Origin of the sequence: Mucilaginibacter sp. 21P (assembly GCF_019331605.1) — a bacterium.
In the GTDB taxonomy this organism is placed as follows: Bacteria; Bacteroidota; Bacteroidia; order Sphingobacteriales; family Sphingobacteriaceae; genus Mucilaginibacter; species Mucilaginibacter achroorhodeus.
In genome coordinates this window covers 1,168,735-1,190,235 of record NZ_CP063061.1, presented here as the reverse complement: position 1 = coordinate 1,190,235, position 21,501 = coordinate 1,168,735, and the positions used below count along the sequence as shown (strand labels likewise).

The window sequence follows — 21,501 nt, the reverse complement described above, 5'->3', positions numbered from 1 at the left end:
AACCAGTTTTACGGTATAGTTATCGTATGGCTGGTTTTTTTAATTTTTATATTTTGGCTCATTACAAATGCATTTGAATGAGCTTAACCGATTGGATAGTTCTTGCCCTAACCCTGCTGGGTATTGTTAGCTACGGCATCTGGAAAAGTGGCCGTAGTAATAATATAGATCATTACCTGGCCGGCGACCGCTCCTTACCATGGTACCATGTAGGCCTTTCTGTTATGGCAACGCAAGCCAGCGCTATAACTTTTCTATCGGCTCCGGGGCAGGCTTACAGTGATGGGATGCGCTTTGTACAGTTTTACTTCGGCCTGCCGCTGGCTATGATCGTGCTGTGTATCACCTTTGTGCCTATATTCCATCACCTTAAGGTTTACACCGCGTATGAGTTTTTAGAGAAACGGTTTGACCTTAAAACCCGTGCTTTAACTGCATTGCTTTTCTTGATACAGCGTGGGCTTTCAACTGCCATCACTATTTATGCCCCAGCCATTATCCTGTCTGGCATATTGCATATCAATACCACTTACACTACACTTTTCATCGGCGGACTGGTACTTTTTTACACCGTTTACGGTGGTGCTAAGGCCGTATCGTATACGCAACTGCTGCAAATGAGTATCATTTTTTTGGGGATGTTTACTGCTGGTTGCTTTGTGGTATACCTGCTGCCGAAACAAGTTGGCTTTATTGATGCCATAAAGATTGCCGGTACCGAAGGCCGCATGAATATCATTGATTGGAAATTTGATCCCAATAACCGATATAACATCTGGAGCGGCATCATTGGCGGTTTCTTTCTGCAGCTCTCCTACTTCGGCACTGATCAAAGTCAGGTTGGCCGATATCTCACGGGCAGCTCAGTTGGTCAAAGCCGTTTGGGCCTCATCATGAATGGGCTTATCAAGATACCCATGCAGTTTCTGATACTGCTTTTAGGTGTGCTGGTTTTCACGTTCTACCAATTTAATCGCCCGCCGGTTTTTTTTAATAATTACGAAGTTGAGCAGATAAAGAAAACGCCATATGCAAATGCGTTTAATAAACTCGAAAGCGATTATAATAAAGCCTTTGCTGAAAAGAAGGCTATAGTAGAAACCTTTAGTAAGGCCGAAAAAAGTGCCGACAATTCCCGGTTAGTTTCTGCCAAAGCTGCGCTCAAAACAGCTAATGCCAATCTGGATACTATCCGCAAGCAAGCGGTAAGTGTGATCAAAAAAAGCAGCGGTAATGATAATGTTAACGATACTAATTATGTGTTCTTAACCTTTGTTACGCAATACCTGCCTAAAGGCTTAATTGGTTTGCTTATCGCCATCATATTTCTGGCATCAATGGGTTCAACGGCCAGCGGGTTAAATTCCCTTGCTTCAACAACCGTAGTTGATATCTACAAACGCGTTTTAAAACCCAACGCATCTGAACGGAATTATGTGATGGCATCAAGGCTATCTACATTATTCTGGGGATTAGTTTGTATAGGTATGGCGCTCTACGCAAGTAAGATAGGCAACTTGCTTGAGGCTGTTAACCAGTTAGGCTCTTACATCTACGGCACAATTTTAGGAGTTTTCGTAGTTGCCTTTTATCTAAAAAACGTAAGAGCAACGCCGGTATTTATAGCGGCAGTAATTACGGAGGCCATTATTTGCGTGATGGGTTATTACGAAACGGTTGCCTACCTTTGGCTTAATGCAATTGGCTGCATAGGAGTTATCATCATTGCTGTTATCATCAACATCGCTACTCCAGGCAACAAGTCTGATCTGATAAAAGCTTAAACTAATTTCTGAAACAGAAATGCCGTTTTAAACTTTAGTAGTTACACAACTGCTAAATGGCTAAAAACAGAAAATCAATATATAGTGCGCTTATTGCCAACCTGCTTATTGCTGTAACTAAATTTATAGCCGGAGGGTTCACCAGGAGTTCTTCGATGATATCGGAAGGCATCCATTCTTTAGTAGATACCGTAGACCAGGTTTTACTGCTGTACGGACTTAAGCGCAGTAAGAAAGAACCCGATGCCACCCACCCGTTTGGGTATGGTAAAGAACTTTATTTCTGGTCGTTCATAGTCTCTATATTAATATTTGGCTTAGGCGGAGGCATCTCCATTTACCAGGGCATTCAGCATATTATCCGGCCAGAACCCGTAGAAAACCCGCTTTGGAATTATATTGTATTAGGCCTCTCGCTGATATTTGAGGGGAGCTCATTTATAATTGCGGCCAAAGAATTTAACCAGGTGCGCAATGGCCTTAGTTGGTGGAAAGCCATTGTTAAAAGCAAAGACCCAAGTAGTTTCCTGGTTTTGTTTGAGGATGGCGCGGCAGTTTTAGGTTTGCTCATCGTATTTATACTAATGGTAATAGGCCATAATTTTAACTTGCCTTATCTGGATGGCGTTGCATCAGTTTTGGTAGGATTGTTACTGGTATTTACATCGGCGATATTGGCCCGAGAAAGCCGGAGCTTGCTGATGGGTGAAGGCATTGCACCCGAAACACAGCGTAAAATATGCACACTTGCTGAGCAGGATAAAGCTGTTATCAAAGTTGTAAATGTGCTATCGACCTACCAGGCGCCTGATGACGTGATACTAATGCTGATCATTGATTTTGAACCGGCTATTGACACGGAAGATATAACTGCATCAATAGAAAGGATACGAAAAGCTATTAAACAAGCTTACCCGTTGATAAAGCTCGTATTCATCCAGCCACAAACTTACAGCCTTTTGCCCGGCAGCTTTGTAAGCGAAATAAAAAAGCCCTGAGATTTACCCAGAGCTTTCTATTATTTGCCGACTATCGGAGGCATACTGTTTGCACCGCAATTAATTTTTAGCCTGATCAATAACTGCTTCGTTCAATCTAACGTATTCGTCGTCGTTGCTTGCTTTTGCAAGTTTGATACCTTCTTGCGCGGTTGCTATGGCAGCTGCCCTATCACCCATCTTTAGCTGTATACGAGCTTTCCATAATTTGAACCATGGTGCTTTTGGCTCAAGCTTCTCGGCTTCAATAGCCCATTGCATTGCTTTTTTTAGATCCTTATCGTTTTCGTAGTAATACTGTATCGCGTTGAAATAAGGGCGCTTCCTGATCTCGCCCTGCATCAGTTTTTCGATGTTGGCAGTTATCTGGGCATCGTCATCAGTTTGCATACTGATAGGCACTGCGGTATGGTCCCAAATAATGTACATATCTGTACTTTTTGTGGTAGAGTTAGCAAAGGCGATGGTAAAGGTCTCGCGTTTCTCCTTTACATTGATAGGCTTAACCGTAAAACGCAGGTAATCATCAGCCTGTTTATAATCGTAAGCACCCCACTGTTTTACCGTTTTATTAAGGATAATGGTCCACTTATCTTTTTCAGGTATACTAAACAAAGCATAGGTGCCTGCAGCCACTTTATGGCCTTCTAACATCACATTTTCAGTAAAATTGATAGTTGTGGCGGCATTGGCACCTGTGCGCCAAACTTGTCCGTATGGGTTAATGCCACCAAATATTTTGCGGCCTTTTACATTTGGTCGCGAATAGGTTACTGTAATTTTTCCTAATCCAAAATCCTGTATAATGGTTTGAGTAGAACTTGCTTCCGGGATGCGCGGTTCCTGCTGTTGCGCAAATAAATTTAGGCTTGCACACGTTAAAAACGCAGCAAAAAGATATAGTTTGGCTTTTCTCATTATTGTATTTTACCACTAAGGTAATAATTGAAAGATGATTTTTTAATGAAAAGGTTTAATTGACAGTTATGAAAAAGGGCTAAAAAAATAAAAGCCCTCCAGACTTGCTCCGGAGGACTTTCAACCTAAACCTTATCACAATTAACCGGTAAGTTTACCGGTATGCTTAGTATTTAACAAAGACTGTACCAAAGTTTAGCATTTGTATCCAAATGTGTCTTGCAGACACTAACAAGCACTTTCAGCTATTACGATTATAGCCACCTGGCGTAAGCTTTTAAGTAATATCAGAAATTTTGTACCCAAAGTGTGACAATCATTGCGGTTTTGTCATATTGCGGCGTCGCAAATAGTAATCAATAAAGAACAATCCCATTACCATATAAAAAAACAAAAATCCCTTTCCTATCGGGCCGGTGAATATCCCGTTCAGCTTATTTGCATTTAACTGTACCGGCAGCTCAACTTGTTTAACCACAGATGCCCCTGATGACCAATTTACTGTGCCTAACGTATAGGCAAGCATCGCCACCACAGTTATAATAAAGAAAGCAGCTATCCCCCAGATTATGCGACCATCGATACGAGCCTTTAATGGCTGCATCGCTTTTTCGGTTCTTATAGCCTCCATTACATTGTAAGTAAAAGCCATTGGCGGCTCGTCAACTTCTGCCAACATAAACTCGTTATTTAGCTGCAGCAATTCATCGTACTTTCTACGATAGATTTCATCTGTCGCAATCAGTTTCTCAATGGCCTGCTGTTCTTGCGGCGGGCAGCTGCCATCAATATAGTTCCAAAGTTTTTCTTCAATGCTGTTCATATCAGTTCTTTAACTTCGTGTTTTAAATTGCGCTCCAGCTTTTCTTTCAAACGCTGGCGCGCCCTAAAAAGTTTAACCTTCACGGTGTTCGCCTCAATACCCATCACCTGTGCAATCTCATCAAGCGATTGTTCGCCCTTGTAAAACATGGTGATTATTGCTGCATCATCGGGCAGTAATTGCTCAATAGCCTGGTTCAAATAAAAAGACCGCGACCTGTTTTCCGCATTATTTTCGTCAAAGCCGCCTGGCTTATTCTCTAATTGTAAAAACGTTTGCTCATCATCAATTGAAGACGTGTCCACCCGTTTCTTTCGTAGAAAGGTCATAGCAGTGGTATAAACAATGGTGTACAACCACGTGCTAAATTTAGATTGCTGCTGAAATGAATTTAACGACCGGTATGCTTTAACAAAACAATCCTGCGCCACTTCTTCTGCATCTTCGCGGCTTTTTGTAAAACGCAAGGCAAGCGTAAATACAAACCGTTGGTGGCGCTTAACCAGATCAGCATAGGCCGATTGGTTGCCATTGATAGTTTGTATTATCAGTTCTATATCAGCAAGCTTGCTTTGCATATTACGCCATCTCTGACTACACTTTTCTGGACCAGGTTACACGCTAATTTACTTTATTAATAAAACAGTATCACATAATAATGAGCAAAGCACAACGTAGCGGGATTATATATCTTTTGCCCATATTGCAAGAGCTTCCGATATTGTATTATTTATAAACTCTTCTTAGCTTATTCAACAACCGTCACTTACTGCTAAGAAAACAAATAAAGATTCTTCCGAAAATATTTTTATGCCGGGTGTAACCTGCTTGAAAATTATGTGGTCATAGCATACAAATACACCACAGTGGTGTATCACATTACAGAAATAACTTAAAAATTAATATTATGCCTGGAGAATTATTAATACCGATCTTAGTGCCGCTGGGCCTGTTTGCCATGATTTTTGGAATTGTATACATCAAAAACCGTGAACGCATGGCGATGATTGAGCGTGGTATGGACCCACGCAGTTACAAACCGCAACCAGCTCCATGGCAGAACCTTAAATGGGGATTATTACTGATAGGTGCCGGTTTGGGTTTGTTTGTCGCTTATCTGTTAGACCGCACAGTATTTAGCACAACGAGAGATGAGAACGAAGCAATTTACTTCGGATTGATAGCTGTATTTGGAGGTTTTGGCTTAGTGCTCTCTTATGTTATCGAGAAAAAAGAGCTTTATAATAACCGGGACAAAGAGTAAAAGGCTTTAAACAAATAAAAAAAGCGCCTTATCGGCGCTTTTTTTATTGCAGGTATTTTTCCTGTATTAAATTAAGATGATAAAGCTCATGCCCGGCGGTCATGTAAACAAGTGCAGCAACTTTCACAAGCGCACCGCTGGCCACTCCTGATCTGCCTAATTGCTCTTCACTGAAAGAGCGGTAAAGATATAAAGTAGCCTCACGAACAGCTTTAAATTCCTTAGCCAGGTCTGCTATCTTGCGGCTATTGAAATCCGTACTGGCAACATAAGTTTCCTGGTCAAATCCCGGCAGGGAGATATCTTCCCGTGAAAATACAAATGCCCTGAAAGAGAATACACGCTCCGTATCTATCATATGGCCGAGCACTTCTTTTAAAGTCCATTTACCCTCTGCGTAAGCAAACATAGCCTGTTCTTCAGAAAGGCCGCTGAAAAGGCTGTATGATGCCTGTTGATTTTCCGCAAGTAGGGCCAGCACATCCGTTCCTTCCGGAACAAGGATTACATAGTTGGCCGCATATGGCGCGTAGTCATCAGAGTTTGGCCTCTTTATCATATTTCATGGTTTTTAGTACTATCCTGAAAGTTGTTCCCTTGCCCACTTCAGACTCTTTCACAAATATTTGCCCGTTGTGGTAATTTTGTATGATCCGTTTGGTTAGTGACAAACCAAGCCCCCACCCCCGTTTACGTGTAGTATAACCCGGCTGGAAAACGGTATCAAATTTTGACCGCGGTATACCTTTTCCACTGTCGCTTATATCGATAAAAATTAATTTCTTTTGCTTATTTCCCGTGATCTGCACGCGAATAGTGCCTGGCCCCTCAATGGCATTTACGGCATTTTTTAAAAGGTTCTCTAACACCCAATCAAATAACGGTATGTTTAAACCGGCTATTAACCTGCGGTTACCCGTCATTTCAAAAGTGATACGGGAACTTACTCTCACTTTAAAATAATCAACAAACTCTTTAACAACCGCATAAACCGAATGCTCCTCTAATTGTGGTTTTGAGCCTATCTTAGAAAAACGATCGGCAACTATCTCCAGCCGCTTCACATCGTTTTCCATCTCTGCCATCAGCGGGTCGGTCTCCGCATTAAATTTCTCTTTGATCAACTCTATCCAGGCCATCAGCGAAGATATTGGCGTGCCTAACTGGTGCGCCGTTTCTTTCGCAAGCCCTACCCAAACCTGATTCTGCTCCGACTTTCTTGACGAACTGAAGGCAGTATAAGCCACTAATAAGAATATAGCAATAACAGATAACTGTATATAGGGGAAGATCTTTAACTGGGTTAATAATGCCGAGTCTTTGTAATAAACGAGGTATGGCTCGTTCAGCATGGTTATTTTGAACGGCTCATGCTGGCTTTTCATATACTCCAGCTCATCCTTAAAATATTGCGGGTCATACCATTTGTGCGCAAGTTTTGCCTCTTGCGCATCCATTTTAATATAGGTTTTGGTTGAGTCTAAACCGCGCACGAATTTGATACCGCCCTTGGTATCTGTTACAATTGCTGGTACTACAAGGCTATCCCGCACAGCCAAAACGTACGTTAAGAAGTCGTTATCATAAGTATTGGCGAGCTGTTTCATACTTAACGCCCATACCTGTGCACGGGTACGCTCGCTTTGAGAGATCTTTTTTACCAGATAACTGGTATAAAACACCGAGCCGCTGGCAATAACTACGGCAAAGGCAAGCAAAAAATATTTCCAGCGGCGTTTCTGTTCGTACGGGTTCATAGAAAAGGTAAATAACACATTTTTTTGAACGGGGCGAAAAATCTTTAACGTTTTAAGCCGGCCTCAACGCGTTCAATAACATCAGACAATTCTTCGGTACGTTTGTTCCAGGTGTTGCCTTCGGCAGTTTTTAAACGAGCGGTGCGCTTTTCAGCATTGTCATTGCCAATTTCGGCAAGTAAGGCTTCTAAAAAATCCTGCTTATCATCGGTAATCTTAACCAGGCTGGCAAAATCGCTTATGTCACCAAAATTGGTGCTCACTACAGGCAACCCTGCTGCCAAATATTCGTTTATCTTCATGGGATAAATGCCCTTGGTAAGATCATCCTTTACAAATGGAATAATGCCTACGCTAAAGGTTTGCAGGTAGGCAGGTAATTCCTCGGGCCGTTTGGCACCCTCTATTTTAACGTTGGGATATTTTTTTAAGATGTTAACCCCTCGCTCGCTCAAAATTCGGCCAACAAATACAAATGCTGCATCGGGCATGTTGGTGAACAAATGTTCTAAAATATCATAGTTGCTTCGATCGTCAACGGTGCCAACATAACCTATTACCGTTTTTGAGCGGTTTGGCTCTGCTTTAAAACCTTTCTTAAACAGATCAACCTTTACGGCATTTTTCACTATAAAGCACTGTTTGGCAAAGTCTTTTTTGCTTTCGTAAAGTCCTTGCGATGTTACAATTACCGCATCAGCCATTTTCATAAATATGGCTTCAAGGCGCAAACCATGCCGACTTAACCAGGAGTGCGCACCTTTGATCTCGTCATAGCAATGGTATATGAGCGACTTCTCGTTGAACTTTCTCCCTGTCATGGCACCCATGCCCGGGTTAAATGAAGTGAAGTTAATCAGATCATCCTGCATGTTCAATTTTTTCAGCGCCTTTCTAACGGTTCGTTTTAGCAACCAACCATTGAATTTTAGCAACTGACGGTACAAAGGCCCGTCAGACAGAAAACTTACAGGAAAAACCAGCGGCGGGAATAGTACGTGCACCGTACCATCTCCTTCTGTTTGTACTGTGCGTATGCGGCTTTTTAAGCCCAACACCTGTTTAAAGTCTATCTTATCTTTGTTGTTTACACCCATCAGGGCATCCTTGTAAGTGTAGGCGTTCTCTACAAACAACACGTTGTTGTTTACTGATAACACTTTCATTAATTCTACAACTGCCTTAATATAGTTGCCATTCCACTCAGTACCACTAATGCAAAGTATATTTCGGTTGTTAAGCATGGGGTGTAATAAATTTTTACTTTATACGGCTAAGTGTTATATATGGATGTGTTTTATGTAACCTAAAGTGATAAATACACGTTTAAACTATAGGCTTGTTAGTTAAAATTGGATTACCTTTAAACCCGTTAACACTGCCACAAGATAACAAATGTCTGATAACAAAATTTACGTGCACTACGGCTGCGGCCAAACCGCACCTGCCGAATGGAAAAACTTTGATGTATCGCCCACCCTGGTAATCCAAAACACACCCGTTTTAGGATTTTTACTAAAGAAAAGCCTAGGCCAGGTGTTTGATAAAAACGTAAAATATGGCGATATAACCAAAGGTTTGCCGGGCATTATGGACGGTTCTGCTGATGGTGTGTACTGTTCGCACGTACTCGAACATATGTCATTAGAGCATTTCAGAATAGCGCTGCGCAATACCTATAAAATGCTGAAGCCAGGCGGAATATTCCGCATTATTATGCCGGATCTGGAAGTTTTAGTGCGGGATTATATCACTGACAAAGACGTTAAGCATGATCCTGAAGCGTCTGTCCGCCTGATAAAAAGGATGATGATGGGCGTAGAGGTACGCCCGCGCAATTTTAAGGCAGTTGCTAAACATCTGTTTGGCTATCTGGAGCACCTTTGGCTTTGGGATTGGGAATCGACCGAAAAAGAATTGCGTGACGCCGGTTTTCAGAACATTCGCCGTTGTGAATTTAATGATTCTGCCGACCCGATGTTTAAGCTGGTTGAAAATCCAAAGCGCTGGGAACTGGTGGTAAAATTTGAGTGTATAAAATAATTAATTCGTTAATATTGTCGCACAGCTGATGCCTGCAGCATCTTTTGTGTTAATATTATGGCGATGAAACATTTTGGCCTCATAGGTTACCCGCTTTCGCATTCATTCTCAAAAAAATACTTTACTGAAAAATTTGAGAAAGAGAGGATTGAAGATTGTACTTACGAACTTTATCCTTTAGAAAATATTAACGACCTGCCAAAGCTGTTACATAAGCATCCACATTTATGTGGCTTAAATGTTACCATCCCACACAAAATATCTGTACTAAAACACCTGGATTGGATTGAACACGACGCCAAACGTGTTGGCGCAGTAAATTGTATTAAGGTAATTTCACAGAGCCCGGTTTCCACCGCTTTCTCCGGCGAGGTTGCATTTAATAATGACGACCTGTTTCTTGAAGGCCATAATACTGACATATATGGCTTCGATACTTCCTTAGGGCCATTAATAAATGATAGTTTCGATAAAGCCCTCATCCTTGGGGACGGTGGCGCAGCGCGAGCGGTTAAATGTTCGTTAGAGAACAGGGGAATTAATTATACCACCGTTACGCGTAAGCGCGTTGAAGGCGGCATCTTGTTTGATGAATTAACAGCCGAGCACATTCAAGAAAACAGGCTTATCATCAACACAACACCATTGGGCACCTACCCCAATATTGATGAGTGCCCTCCTATACCTTACGAAGCAATTACACACAGAAATGTATTGTTTGACCTGGTATATAATCCTGCAGAAACCTTATTTTTAAAGAAGGGTGCAGAACACGGCGCAACAATAAAAAACGGTTACGAAATGTTGGTTTTACAAGCCGAAAAAGCCTGGGAAATATGGAATTCAAACAAAATAAAATAAAAGGTTTCCTGATGGTGCTAACCTTCGCTTTCTTAGCGGTTGGTTGCGGTGGTAACGACTTTTCGCCTAAGCCCCGTGGATATTTCCGCATCAAGTTTCCTAAAAAGGCCTACCAGGAATATAACCAGGGTTGTCCGTTTACCTTTCAATATCCTGTTTATGGTAAAATAGAGGCCGACAAGTCGCCCGGGGCTAAGCTCTGCTGGCAAAATATCCAGTTCCCGCAATTTAATGCAACACTGCACTTAAGCTATCAGCCTGTAACATCTAAAAAGGAATTCAATGAACTGATAGAAGACGCGCATAAACTTAGCTTTAAACATACGGTAAAAGCGACCTCCATTGACGAAGGCGTTATCCACTACCCCGATCGTAAAGTTTACGGCATATATTACACTATCGACGGCAATGCTGCATCATCCGCCCAGTTTTTCCTTACTGATAGCACCAAGCATTATCTCAGGGGCGCACTATATTTCAATACTGAGCCACGCCTCGATTCGATACAGCCTGTTCTTACTTTTATCAAAAAGGATGTAGATGTGATGATCAAGAGTTTTAAGTGGAAATAGGAAAGTTAGAAGATAAGAGGCGAAAGGTTAAGGGTTTTGTAATCCCCGCCCGCAAAAACCTTTTGCCTTTTAGCTTTCACCCTTTACCTTTCAACTCAATACCCTACCTTTGCCCCATGGCTAAAGTTCAGTCCTTTGTTAATAATCCTTACCAGGAGAATACCTATATCCTTTTTGATGAAACAGGCGAATGCGCTATCATCGATCCGGGTATGTATACACGGCCCGAGCAGGATGCCGTTGTAAATTTTATTAAGGATAATAACCTTAAACCGGTATTGCTACTGAATACACACTGCCATGTAGACCATATACTGGGCAACCGCTTTGTGTTTGAGCAGTACGGACTAAAACCTCAATTTCATGAAGGGGAATCAGAAACGCTTGCTGCTGTAGTGGCATATGCCCCGGCCATGGGTTTCAGGTACGATGCTTCGCCTTTGCCTGATACCTTTCTACCGGAAACCGGCACCATAATCTTCGGGGATACCACGTTAGAGCTGATCTTTGCACCGGGCCATTCGCCTGCCAGCTTATGTTTTTACGATAAGAAAGATAATATTTTGATAGGGGGCGATGTGCTATTCCGCCAAAGTATCGGACGTACCGATCTGCCGGGTGGCAACTATTCTACACTTATCAAAAGCATCGAAGAAAAACTTTTCGCCCTGCCTGATGATTGTACCGTTTATCCTGGCCACGGTCCCGAAACAACAATCGGTTTCGAAAAACAACATAATCCCTATCTGTAGGTTATAAAGGCAATCATCCAAGCACATTGAACACCTCCATTTACATAGCTAAGCGTTACCTGTTCTCTAAGAAACAAACACACGCCATTAACATCATATCGGGTATATCCATGTTGGGTGTATTGGTGGGTAGTGCGGCATTGATCATTATTTTGTCAGTCTTTAACGGTTTGGAAAAGGTGATCCTGAGTTTGTACAGCAACTTTACACCCGAGCTTAAGATAGAACCGCGCCTCGGTAAGACCTTTAATCCCGACGAGCCATATTTTCAAGCGCTTAGAAAAGACCCGCGCATTGTTTCGTTTACCGAAGTGTTGCAGGAGCGCGCGTTGATCAAATATGCCGATCGTTCTTTCATAGGTACCGTTAAAGGCGTAAGCGACGATTTTTTAAAAGGCCGCCATTTAGATAGTACTATACAGTTCGGTTCATTTACGCTTAAAGATAAGGGTGCAGATTATGCCGTCATCGGCGCAACGGTGCAAGGTTCCCTTGGTGTAAGTTTGAAAGACCAGTTTACGCCCATGCAGGTTTTTTCGCCAAAACGTACTGCCGGCAACTCAACCAATCCCATAAACGATTTTGTGTTCCGTTCAATACAACCTTCGGGCGTGTTTGGCATACAGGCTGATTTTGATGATATCGTTATCACACCGCTCGAGTTTACCCGCGACCTGCTTGACGAACCAAACCGGGTATCCTCTTTAGACATTAACTTTAAGCCGGGCACCGATCTGGATGAAGTGCAGGAAAGCATCCTTGAAAAAATTGAAAAGAACTACACGGTTAAAAACAGGAAGGAGCAGAATACCAGCTTGTACAAAACCATCAATTTTGAGCGCTGGTCAATATTCATGATCCTCGTTTTTGTGCTTATTATAGCGCTGTTTAACATTGTAGGCTCGTTGACTATGCTGGTGATAGATAAGCGAAAGGACATTGCCATTTTAACCAGCCTTGGTGCCAATAAATCATTGATACAAGGCATCTTCTTTTTAGAGGGGATGATGATATCGCTTATTGGGTGCGTTGCAGGCTTAGCTATTGGTACCATCGTTTGTTTGGCTCAGATGTATTTCAAACTGATCAAAATGGGCTCAAGTCTGTCTGTGTTGGATGCCTATCCGGTAGCATTTAAACTAAGCGATTTTGGCCTTGTTTTTTTAACCGTGATAGGTATAGCGGTTATCGCTTCAGGTATAAGCGCACGTTTAAGCGTAAGGCAATTGGATGAGCTTAAGAAAGACTTGTAAAAGTTCAAAGTCGAAAGCTTATTCGATCCCCTCTTTCCGCGCAGCGAAGAGAGGGGCAACAAGCGAGAGCGATGTCGGGGTGAGTCAAATCTGCGGGCAGTTAACACAAGTTATTTTAACCAACAGGGATTAGGGTGTTATCCCAGCAGTAACTATTAAAATAAAATCATAGCTTTAGGTATTACCCGGCTTATCAATTAATTAAAAACTCAATCGCCCAAAGGGCGTTACAATACTATGGAATCTAAACGTCAGCAAAAATTTGCCGGGGTAATTCAGGAAGACCTGGCCGCAATATTTCAGCGCGAGGGCATGAACTACCTGCCAAACACACTGGTTACCATCACTAAAGTACGCGTTACGCCAGATCTGGCAATTGCACGTGTTTTCCTCAGCTTTTTTAATCATACCAATACGCAGCAGTCGCTGGCAACCGTAAAGTCGCACGCATCAGAGATACGTTATAAATTGGGCGCGCGCATTAAAGACCAGGTAAGGGTTATCCCGCAGCTTGAGTTTTTTGTGGATGATACCAATGAGTACGTTGAGCGTATGGACAAGATATTCGATAAAATAAGCAAGGAAGACCGCCAGCCTGATACCGACGAAAACTAAGCTGATGACTGCTACCGAAAAGCTGGCAGCTTATATAAAGGCAAATCCTAACGCTTTTGGGAAATTGGTAGATCTGGATCCTGTACATGATAAACTGTACCCGCTTGATCTTACCATTTCAAATACAGAACTGACACCAGAGCTATTAGCAGATACCGCTGCTTTTAGCGCCTGGGTGGATGGTCGCCTGGCCGTTAACAATTGTCGTTATGCAGTTGGTGGCTACATGGAACATCGTTCGGTTTATAATCGCAGTCAGCTTTTTAATGCAGATGGTGAACCGCGCCGCCTGCACCTGGGGGTAGATATCTGGGGGCCGGCTGGCACGCCGGTTTATGCGCCTGTTGCTGGCACCGTTCATAGCTTTGCAGATAACAACAATTTTGGCGATTATGGGCCAACCATCATCCTGCTGCATCAGTTTACCGGCTTTACCCTGTATAGCTTGTACGGTCATTTAAGTCGCAAAAGCATTGAGGGCTTGCATAAAGGTATGGTGATCCAGAAGAACCAGCTGATAGCAACTTTGGGTGATGCTTCTGAAAACGGCAGTTGGCCGCCGCATCTTCATTTTCAACTAATGCTGGATATTGGCGATGCAAATGGCGATTATCCCGGGGTAGGCTATTATAGCCGCAGAGGCGAGTATGACCAAAACATTCCTGACCCGGAGCTGGTTTTAAACTTTGCTAATGCCATAAAAGCGTAAGCTTTATGTAACGGGTTTATTATGCATACATACCGATTGCATATTTAACATTAGTGCTTATATTTGCCTCGCTAAAAACTTCATTTTAATAATATAATGAGAGAAATACAATTCAGAGAAGCGCTACGTGAAGCCATGCAGGAAGAAATGCGCAACGATCAGAATATCTACCTTATGGGCGAAGAGGTTGCCGAATACAACGGTGCCTACAAAGTAAGCCAGGGTATGCTTGATGAATTTGGTGCAAAACGTATCATTGATACGCCTATCTCTGAGTTAGGATTTGCAGGTATCGGTATCGGTTCGGCCATGAATGGCCTACGCCCTATCATTGAGTTCATGACGTTTAACTTCTCGTTGGTAGCTATTGACCAGATCATCAACGGCGCAGCTAAAATGATGTCAATGAGTGGTGGTCAGTTCTCTGTACCAATTGTATTCCGCGGCCCTACCGGTAACGCAGGTATGCTTAGCTCGCAGCACAGCCAGTGTTTTGAAAACTGGTATGCTAACTGCCCGGGCTTAAAGGTTGTGGTTCCATCAAATCCGTATGATGCAAAAGGGCTTTTAAAGTCATCTATTTTGGATCCGGACCCGGTGATCTTCATGGAGTCTGAATTAATGTATGGTGATAAAGGCGAGGTGCCTGAAGAAACCTACTATATAGAATTAGGCAAGGCAAAAGTTGTTAAAGAAGGTACTGATGTTACGTTGGTAGGCTTTGGTAAGATCATGAAAGTGGTTATTGCTGCTGCTGCCGAATTAGAAAAAGAAGGCATCAATGCTGAAGTTATAGACTTACGTACTGTTCGCCCTATTGATTACGCTACCGTTATCGAATCGGTTAAGAAAACAAACCGTTTAGTGATCATCGAAGAAAGCTGGCCATTAGGTTCAATAGCTACTGAGGTTGCCTTTAAGGTACAAAAAGATGCATTTGATTATTTAGATGCACCTATCCTGCGCTTAACCGGTGGCGACGTACCATTGCCGTACGCACCAACCCTTATCCAGGAATACTTACCAAACCCAGAGCGCCTGGTTAAGGCCGTTAAAGAGGTAATGTACGTTGCTAAGTAATTAGCAGTAAACAGATATATTTAAACGCCCGCTTACTGAGGGCGTTTTTGTTTTAAGGCCGCTTTTTGTCATTTCGACAGAGCAGAAGGGCGGGCTTATTGAGTGCAGGGGCGACGAGAAATCTTCTGCATACAACAAGTAAGCGCATAACGTAGAAGATTTCTTCTTGCTGTAGCTTATTCGAAACGACAATAGAGTACTATTTTCGCGCACCTTTTACCTTTCCTCTTTAACCCTTTGCCTTATTAAAAAAACACTTTCCTGTTTTAATAAAAATACCTACATTTGCGGGCTAATTGTTGCTCATTGAAATCGCTACGCACATATTCAATACCGTTCTCTGGCCTAAAGCTGGGCAAGCATTATTTTGAATACGAGATAAACGACGAGTTTTTCAGCGAGTTTGAATATTCGCTGGTAAAAAAGGCTAACCTGGTATGCAAATTAGAGCTTGATAAGCAGGAAACGATGCTTATCCTTAATTTTGACATAACCGGTACGGTTGCCGCCACCTGCGACAGGTGTCTGGCAGAGTACCAGCAGCCGGTTGATATTCAAGAGCAGCAAATTGCCCGCTTCACTGAAGACGAAATGGGCGAAGATGATGAAATTATTACCCTTGGCAAAAATGATCATGAGATAAACATTGCCGGGTTGATATATGAATATGTTACCGTTTCAATGCCGTTTATTGCAAATTGCAGCAACCAGGGCGACGGCAAACAATGTGATGAGGAAATGCTGAAAAACTTAAACAAGCTTTCAGTAAATGATGAACAGGAACAGAACGCAGACCCGAGATGGGAAGCGCTCAAAAAATTAAAATAATACAAAAAGGTTATGGCACATCCAAAACGCAAAATTTCAAAATCAAGAAGAGATAAACGCAGAACGCATTACAAAGCTGACGCTCCTTCATTAACTACTTGCCAAACTACCGGCGCAGTACACTTGCCGCACAGAGCTTACACTGTTGATGGTAACGTTTACTTCAACGGCAAAATCCTTATTGAGAAAGCAGTAGCAGTTTAAGTTTAATTTTCTGAGAATGAAGATTGGCTTAGACATTATGGGCGGTGATTACGCTCCTAAAGCGGCAGTTTTAGGGGCCATCGAAGCTTGTAAAACATTAACCGCCGGGCAAAAGCTTGTGCTAATTGGCGCCAAGGATATAGCCCTTGCTATTCTCAATGAAAATAACTTTAGTGCCGATAACTTTGAGTTTGTACATACAACCGAGGTTATTGGTATGGGCGAACACCCAACTAAAGCGATTGTACAGAAACCCAACTCAAGTATTGCCGTAGGTTTCCAGATGCTTAAAGAAGGTGCTATTGATGCATTTTCGTCGGCAGGGAATACAGGTGCTATGCTGGTTGGCAGTATGTTCAGCGTAAAAAATATACCCGGCGTTATACGCCCGGCCATGACTACCATAGTACCCAAACTTAAAGGAGGTTTGGGTATTATTTTAGATGTAGGAGCCAATGCCGATTGCAAGCCTGATACGCTTTTGCAATTTGGCGTTTTAGGCAGCCTGCTGGCCGAATCTGTTTATGGTATCCAAAACCCTCGTGTAGCGCTTATGAATATAGGCGAAGAAGAGGAAAAAGGCAATTTATTAAGCCTTGCAACCTACCCTTTAATGAAGGATACCAAATTATTTAACTTTGTGGGCAACGTAGAAGGCCGCGACCTGTTTAACGATAATAACGATGTTATTGTATGCGATGGCTTTACAGGAAACGTGATCCTTAAACTGGCAGAATCGTTTTACGTTATTACCCTTAAAAAGAAGTTAAAAGACGAATTTCTTGATCGTTTTAATTATGAGCAATATGGCGGCAGCCCTATCTTAGGTGTAAACGCCCCTGTTGTTGTTGGCCACGGCATCTCAAGCCCCGAGGCTATCAAGAATATGGTGCTCCTTTCTAAAAACATGATCGAGACCAATCTTGTTGACAAAATAAAACTGGCTTTTCAGTAAAAAATCACAGAATGAGCAAAATTACTGCTGCTATCACCGCCGTTAACGGTTACGTACCAGACTACGTTTTAACCAACCACGAGCTGGAAACGATGGTGGAGACCAACGATGAGTGGATAACCACCCGTACCGGTATAAAGGAGCGAAGGATATTAAAAGGCGAAGGCCTTGCTACTTCTGATATGGCAGTACCTGCTGTTGAAGGCCTCCTGAAAAAACGCGGCATATCTGCCGAAGAGATCGATCTGATCATATTTTGTACTACCACACCTGATATGCCTTTCCCGGCAACTGCCAACGTACTTGCCCACAAAATAGGTGCAAAAAACGCCTGGGGGTATGATCTGCAGGCAGCATGTTCAGGCTTTATATTTGGCTTAACTACCGGCGCCCAGTTCATTGAGAGCGGCAAGCATAAAAAAGTATTGATCGTAGGCGGCGATAAAATGTCATCTATCATTAATTACCAGGACAGGGCAACCTGTATCATTTTTGGGGATGGTTGTGGCTGTGCCTTACTTGAGCCCAATACAGAGGGTTATGGCATTATTGACACCGTAATGAAAAGTGATGGTGCCGGTGCTCAGTTACTTTTCCAGAAAGCAGGCGGTTCTTTGCATCCTGCTACCCATCAAACTGTTGATGCTAAAGAACATTATGCATACCAGGAAGGGCAAGCGGTTTTTAAATTTGCTGTAACCAACATGGCTGATGTTGCTGCCGAAGTGCTGGAGCGTAACAACCTGAGCGGTGATGATATTGCATGGCTGGTACCGCACCAGGCTAACAAGCGTATTATCGATGCTACCGCCAACCGTATAGGCTTAACACCTGAAAAGGTTATCGTTAATATAGAACGCTACGGCAACACTACCAATGGTACCATACCTTTGTGCCTGTGGGAATGGGAAAGCAAATTTAAAAAAGGCGATAACCTTATATTAGCGGCTTTTGGTGGCGGCTTTACCTGGGGTTCTATCTTTTTAAAGTGGGCGTACTAACATAGTGCTTTGGGTGTGGAAAGATGCAAACTGCATTTCAAAACATCTTGAAATACTTCATGTTAACAATAAATAAGTAAAAATCACCTGCACATCTGCATATTTGCACATTGCACATTTAAATAACTAATTTTATCCAAACCAATTATCGCTACTATGGATATTAAACAAATTCAGGATCTAATACGCTTCGTATCAAAATCAGGCGTTAATGAAGTTTCTATCGAGCAGGAAAATTTTAAAATCACTATAAAAACCAATGAGGCACCTACTTATGTAAATGCCACAGTACCTGCACAGGCACCGTTGGCAGCGGCACCTGCACCACAGCCTGTAAGTTTACCTGCGGCAACGGCAGCAACTGAAGCACCAGAGCCTGCAGCAGCAGATACCGGCAATTACATTACCATTAAATCGCCGATGATCGGTACTTTCTACCGTTCATCATCGCCGGATAAACCAAGTTTTGCTAACGTTGGCGACGAAATAAGCGCAGGTAAAGTAGTTTGTATCATCGAAGCGATGAAATTATTCAACGAGATTGAATCTGAAGTATCAGGCCGTATTGTTAAAGTATTGGTTGAGAACGCTTCTCCGGTTGAATACGACCAGCCGTTATTTTTAGTTGAACCTAAGTAAATTTGAAAATTAGTTGATTTGAAGATTTGACAATGTCAGCCTCAAACCAACTGCTTATACTTTGAAGATCAAAGAATTTTCAAATAAACACATTTTCAAATTTTCAAATTAGAATCATGTTTAAAAAAATATTAATAGCTAACCGTGGTGAAATTGCCTTGCGTATTATTCGCACCTGTAAGGAAATGGGCATCAAAACCGTAGCTGTATACTCAACCGCTGATCGTGACAGCCTTCATGTGCGTTTTGCTGATGAAGCTGTATGTATCGGCCCGCCAATAAGCCGCGACTCTTACCTAAATATCCCCAATATCATTTCAGCAGCAGAATTAACCAACGCCGATGCAATACATCCGGGTTATGGTTTCTTGTCTGAGAATGCAAAATTCTCTGCTATTTGTGCTGAGTACGGCATTAAGTTTATCGGCGCAACTGCCGACCAGATCAATGCCATGGGTGATAAATCATCTGCTAAAGAAACCATGAAAAAGGCTGGTGTACCAACCATTCCTGGTTCAGAAGGTTTGTTAACTGATGTTAAACAAGGTATCAGCATTGCTAAAAAAATAGGTTACCCTGTTATACTTAAAGCTACTGCCGGTGGTGGTGGCCGTGGTATGCGCGTAGTTTGGAAAGACGAAGAATTTGAAGCAGCCTGGGACAGCGCACGAGCTGAGTCCGGCGCAGCATTCGGCAATGATGGCCTTTATCTTGAAAAGTACGTAGAAGACCCACGCCACATTGAGATACAGGTAGTAGGTGACCAGTACGGTAAAGTTTGCCACCTATCAGAACGTGATTGCTCAATACAACGCCGTCACCAGAAATTGGTTGAAGAGGCACCATCTCCGTTCATGACCGAAAAACTTCGTAAAAAAATGGGTGAGGCCGCCATAAAAGGTGCCAAAGCCGTTAAGTATGAGGGTGCAGGTACAGTAGAATTTTTGGTTGATAAGAACCGCAACTTCTACTTCATGGAGATGAACACCCGTATTCAGGTAGAACACCCGGTAACCGAAGAGGTTATCAACTTTGACCTTATAAAGGAGCAGATCAAAGTTGCTGCTGGTATCCCTATCTCAGGTAAAAACTATGAGCCAACAATGTGTGCTATTGAGTGCCGCATTAACGCCGAAGACCCTGCAAACGGTTTCCGCCCTTCGCCGGGTAAAATAACAAACTTCCACTCGCCGGGTGGCCATGGCGTACGTATAGATACCCACGTTTACAGTGGTTATGTGATTCCGCCAAACTACGATTCGATGATAGCGAAAGTTATCTGTGTAGCACAAACCCGTGAGGAAGCACTATCAACCATGGAGCGTGCGTTAAGCGAGTTTGTGATTGAAGGTATTAAAACTACCATTCCATTCCACTTAAAGTTGTTAAAAGATCCTAACTTCCGTGCGGGTAACTTTACAACCAAGTTTATGGAAACCTTTGAGTTTTAACAGGCTCAAAAAATCTTTTTAGTAGTATACAACGTAAATAATATCCCCACGTTAAAGGTGGGGATACATGCAAATGAGCGATAACAAATTAATAAAAGCAATTAAGGAAAAAGGCCAGAACATGGAGGCCGAAATGTCGTTCTTTGACCACCTTGAAGAATTGCGCTGGCACCTTGTTAGGTCTGCCATTGCAGTTTGTATCTTCATGGGCGTTGCGTTCTACTACTACGATTTCATATTTTCCCAAATTATCATGGGCCCCGCAAAGCCAACTTTCTGGACCTACCGGATGCTTTGTAAGTTGGGAGATGCTTTGCATCGTGATGGCTTCTGTGTACATGAAATACCTGTTAAATTGATGAATAACGAGATGGCAGGCCAGTTCACGTTACAGATCAATTCAGCATTGATGATAGGCATGGTATTAGGGTTCCCTTATTTGCTTTGGGAGGTATGGCGCTTTATTAAGCCGGCATTACACGAAAAAGAGCGCAAAGCAGCAGGAGGGTTTGTATTTTATGCTACCACACTTTTCGTTATCGGTATCATGTTCGGGTATTACATCATCACCCCCATGTCGGTTAACTTCCTTGCCAGCTACACCATCAGCCCCGAAATCACGAATTGGTTCTCTATTGATTCATACATTTCTTCGGTGGCTACTTTGACACTGGCGAGCGGTGCGGTTTTCCAACTGCCAATCTTGGTTTATATTTTATCGAGCTTGGGTATTTTAACGCCAAAATATATGCGTAGCGGCCGTCGTTATGCAATTGTTATTATCCTTATCATCGCGGCAGTAATTACGCCAACGCCCGATATGCTTACCATGACCGTTGTAAGTATACCGCTATTTGTGCTTTACGAAGTTGGTATAGTGGTAGCAGGTGTAGTCGAAAAACGCAAATTAGCCAGGGAAGTCGCAGGCGAATAAGCCTTGGCAATATCCAATAAAGAATTTAATGCCGGATAATGAAGTAAGCTTCGTTATCCG

The 21,501-nt window shown here is 42.6% G+C and carries 24 protein-coding genes; 18 read left to right on the top strand and 6 right to left on the bottom strand.

From position 1 onward, the window contains the following. Positions 1-77 precede the first annotated feature (77 nt). Both INP83_RS05240 and INP83_RS05235 read left to right on the top strand, forming a co-directional pair. Positions 78-1,784: a sodium:solute symporter gene (locus INP83_RS05240; protein WP_219126573.1), complete on the top strand. Its 1,707-nt coding sequence runs from the start codon at positions 78-80 to the stop codon at positions 1,782-1,784. A gap of 56 nt (positions 1,785-1,840) precedes the next feature. Beyond that, on the top strand, positions 1,841-2,782 hold the full coding sequence (locus tag INP83_RS05235; RefSeq protein ID WP_219126572.1) for a cation diffusion facilitator family transporter: 942 nt from the start codon (positions 1,841-1,843) through the stop codon (positions 2,780-2,782). A gap of 60 nt (positions 2,783-2,842) precedes the next feature. Here INP83_RS05235 and INP83_RS05230 read toward each other — a convergent pair whose 3' ends face one another. From INP83_RS05230 to INP83_RS05220, 3 genes are all read right to left on the bottom strand, one after another. Next, entirely contained in the window at positions 2,843-3,700 is an 858-nt protein-coding gene (locus INP83_RS05230; protein WP_146269199.1) for a DUF2911 domain-containing protein, read from the bottom strand. A gap of 316 nt (positions 3,701-4,016) precedes the next feature. After that, positions 4,017-4,523: a hypothetical protein gene (locus INP83_RS05225; RefSeq protein WP_219126571.1), complete on the bottom strand. Its 507-nt coding sequence runs from the start codon at positions 4,521-4,523 to the stop codon at positions 4,017-4,019. Further along, entirely contained in the window at positions 4,520-5,101 is a 582-nt protein-coding gene (locus tag INP83_RS05220) for an RNA polymerase sigma factor (RefSeq protein ID WP_219126570.1), read from the bottom strand. Before INP83_RS05220 ends, INP83_RS05225 begins: the two co-directional genes overlap by 4 nt. A gap of 329 nt (positions 5,102-5,430) precedes the next feature. Between INP83_RS05220 and INP83_RS05215 the strand changes: the two genes are divergently transcribed. After that, positions 5,431-5,787 (top strand): DUF6249 domain-containing protein, encoded by a 357-nt coding sequence (locus INP83_RS05215; RefSeq protein ID WP_255563259.1) that lies wholly within the window; start codon positions 5,431-5,433, stop codon positions 5,785-5,787. A 43-nt stretch (positions 5,788-5,830) separates the two neighbouring features. On the opposite strand, the gene INP83_RS05210 is transcribed toward INP83_RS05215, so the two are convergent. Genes INP83_RS05210 through INP83_RS05200 form a run of 3 tightly spaced genes read right to left on the bottom strand, consistent with a single transcriptional unit; the run spans position 5,831 to position 8,788 of the window. Continuing rightward, a complete protein-coding gene (locus tag INP83_RS05210) occupies positions 5,831-6,346 on the bottom strand; it encodes a DinB family protein (RefSeq protein ID WP_219126569.1) in 516 nt (171 codons plus the stop codon). Beyond that, complete coding sequence (locus INP83_RS05205; protein WP_146269203.1) at positions 6,324-7,544, bottom strand: HAMP domain-containing sensor histidine kinase; 1,221 nt, start codon at positions 7,542-7,544, stop codon at positions 6,324-6,326. Before INP83_RS05205 ends, INP83_RS05210 begins: the two co-directional genes overlap by 23 nt. Positions 7,545-7,588: 44 nt before the next feature. Further along, complete coding sequence (locus tag INP83_RS05200; RefSeq protein WP_219126568.1) at positions 7,589-8,788, bottom strand: glycosyltransferase; 1,200 nt, start codon at positions 8,786-8,788, stop codon at positions 7,589-7,591. Positions 8,789-8,939: 151 nt separating this feature from the next. Between INP83_RS05200 and INP83_RS05195 the strand changes: the two genes are divergently transcribed. The 15 genes from INP83_RS05195 (at position 8,940) to tatC (ending at position 21,441) form a co-directional block, all read left to right on the top strand. Beyond that, a complete protein-coding gene (locus INP83_RS05195) occupies positions 8,940-9,587 on the top strand; it encodes a methyltransferase domain-containing protein (protein WP_219126567.1) in 648 nt (215 codons plus the stop codon). A gap of 57 nt (positions 9,588-9,644) precedes the next feature. After that, entirely contained in the window at positions 9,645-10,448 is an 804-nt protein-coding gene (locus INP83_RS05190; RefSeq protein WP_370630585.1) for a shikimate dehydrogenase, read from the top strand. Next, entirely contained in the window at positions 10,424-11,020 is a 597-nt protein-coding gene (gene gldD, locus INP83_RS05185; protein WP_219126566.1) for a gliding motility lipoprotein GldD, read from the top strand. Before INP83_RS05190 ends, gldD begins: the two co-directional genes overlap by 25 nt. Positions 11,021-11,136: 116 nt before the next feature. After that, entirely contained in the window at positions 11,137-11,772 is a 636-nt protein-coding gene (locus tag INP83_RS05180; protein ID WP_146269208.1) for an MBL fold metallo-hydrolase, read from the top strand. A 26-nt stretch (positions 11,773-11,798) separates the two neighbouring features. Beyond that, positions 11,799-13,025, top strand: a complete 1,227-nt coding sequence (locus INP83_RS05175) for an FtsX-like permease family protein (RefSeq protein ID WP_219126565.1) — start codon at positions 11,799-11,801, stop codon at positions 13,023-13,025. Between the two features lie 237 nt (positions 13,026-13,262). After that, on the top strand, positions 13,263-13,640 hold the full coding sequence (rbfA, locus tag INP83_RS05170) for a 30S ribosome-binding factor RbfA (RefSeq protein WP_117391900.1): 378 nt from the start codon (positions 13,263-13,265) through the stop codon (positions 13,638-13,640). Between the two features lie 4 nt (positions 13,641-13,644). Beyond that, on the top strand, positions 13,645-14,349 hold the full coding sequence (locus INP83_RS05165; protein ID WP_219126564.1) for a peptidoglycan DD-metalloendopeptidase family protein: 705 nt from the start codon (positions 13,645-13,647) through the stop codon (positions 14,347-14,349). A gap of 96 nt (positions 14,350-14,445) precedes the next feature. Further along, positions 14,446-15,429, top strand: coding sequence for a pyruvate dehydrogenase complex E1 component subunit beta (locus INP83_RS05160; RefSeq protein ID WP_146269211.1), 984 nt, complete (start codon positions 14,446-14,448; stop codon positions 15,427-15,429). A 306-nt stretch (positions 15,430-15,735) separates the two neighbouring features. Next, a complete protein-coding gene (locus INP83_RS05155) occupies positions 15,736-16,257 on the top strand; it encodes a DUF177 domain-containing protein (RefSeq protein ID WP_219126563.1) in 522 nt (173 codons plus the stop codon). Between the two features lie 12 nt (positions 16,258-16,269). Beyond that, positions 16,270-16,461, top strand: coding sequence for a 50S ribosomal protein L32 (gene rpmF, locus INP83_RS05150; RefSeq protein WP_146269213.1), 192 nt, complete (start codon positions 16,270-16,272; stop codon positions 16,459-16,461). A 16-nt stretch (positions 16,462-16,477) separates the two neighbouring features. Further along, complete coding sequence (gene plsX / locus INP83_RS05145; protein WP_219126562.1) at positions 16,478-17,416, top strand: phosphate acyltransferase PlsX; 939 nt, start codon at positions 16,478-16,480, stop codon at positions 17,414-17,416. Positions 17,417-17,427: 11 nt separating this feature from the next. After that, positions 17,428-18,417, top strand: a complete 990-nt coding sequence (locus INP83_RS05140; RefSeq protein ID WP_146269215.1) for a beta-ketoacyl-ACP synthase III — start codon at positions 17,428-17,430, stop codon at positions 18,415-18,417. A gap of 156 nt (positions 18,418-18,573) precedes the next feature. After that, positions 18,574-19,056 (top strand): acetyl-CoA carboxylase biotin carboxyl carrier protein, encoded by a 483-nt coding sequence (gene accB, locus INP83_RS05135; RefSeq protein WP_219126561.1) that lies wholly within the window; start codon positions 18,574-18,576, stop codon positions 19,054-19,056. A gap of 116 nt (positions 19,057-19,172) precedes the next feature. Further along, positions 19,173-20,507, top strand: coding sequence for an acetyl-CoA carboxylase biotin carboxylase subunit (accC, locus tag INP83_RS05130; RefSeq protein ID WP_146269217.1), 1,335 nt, complete (start codon positions 19,173-19,175; stop codon positions 20,505-20,507). Between the two features lie 73 nt (positions 20,508-20,580). Beyond that, entirely contained in the window at positions 20,581-21,441 is an 861-nt protein-coding gene (tatC, locus tag INP83_RS05125; RefSeq protein WP_146269218.1) for a twin-arginine translocase subunit TatC, read from the top strand. Positions 21,442-21,501: the final 60 nt, after the last annotated feature.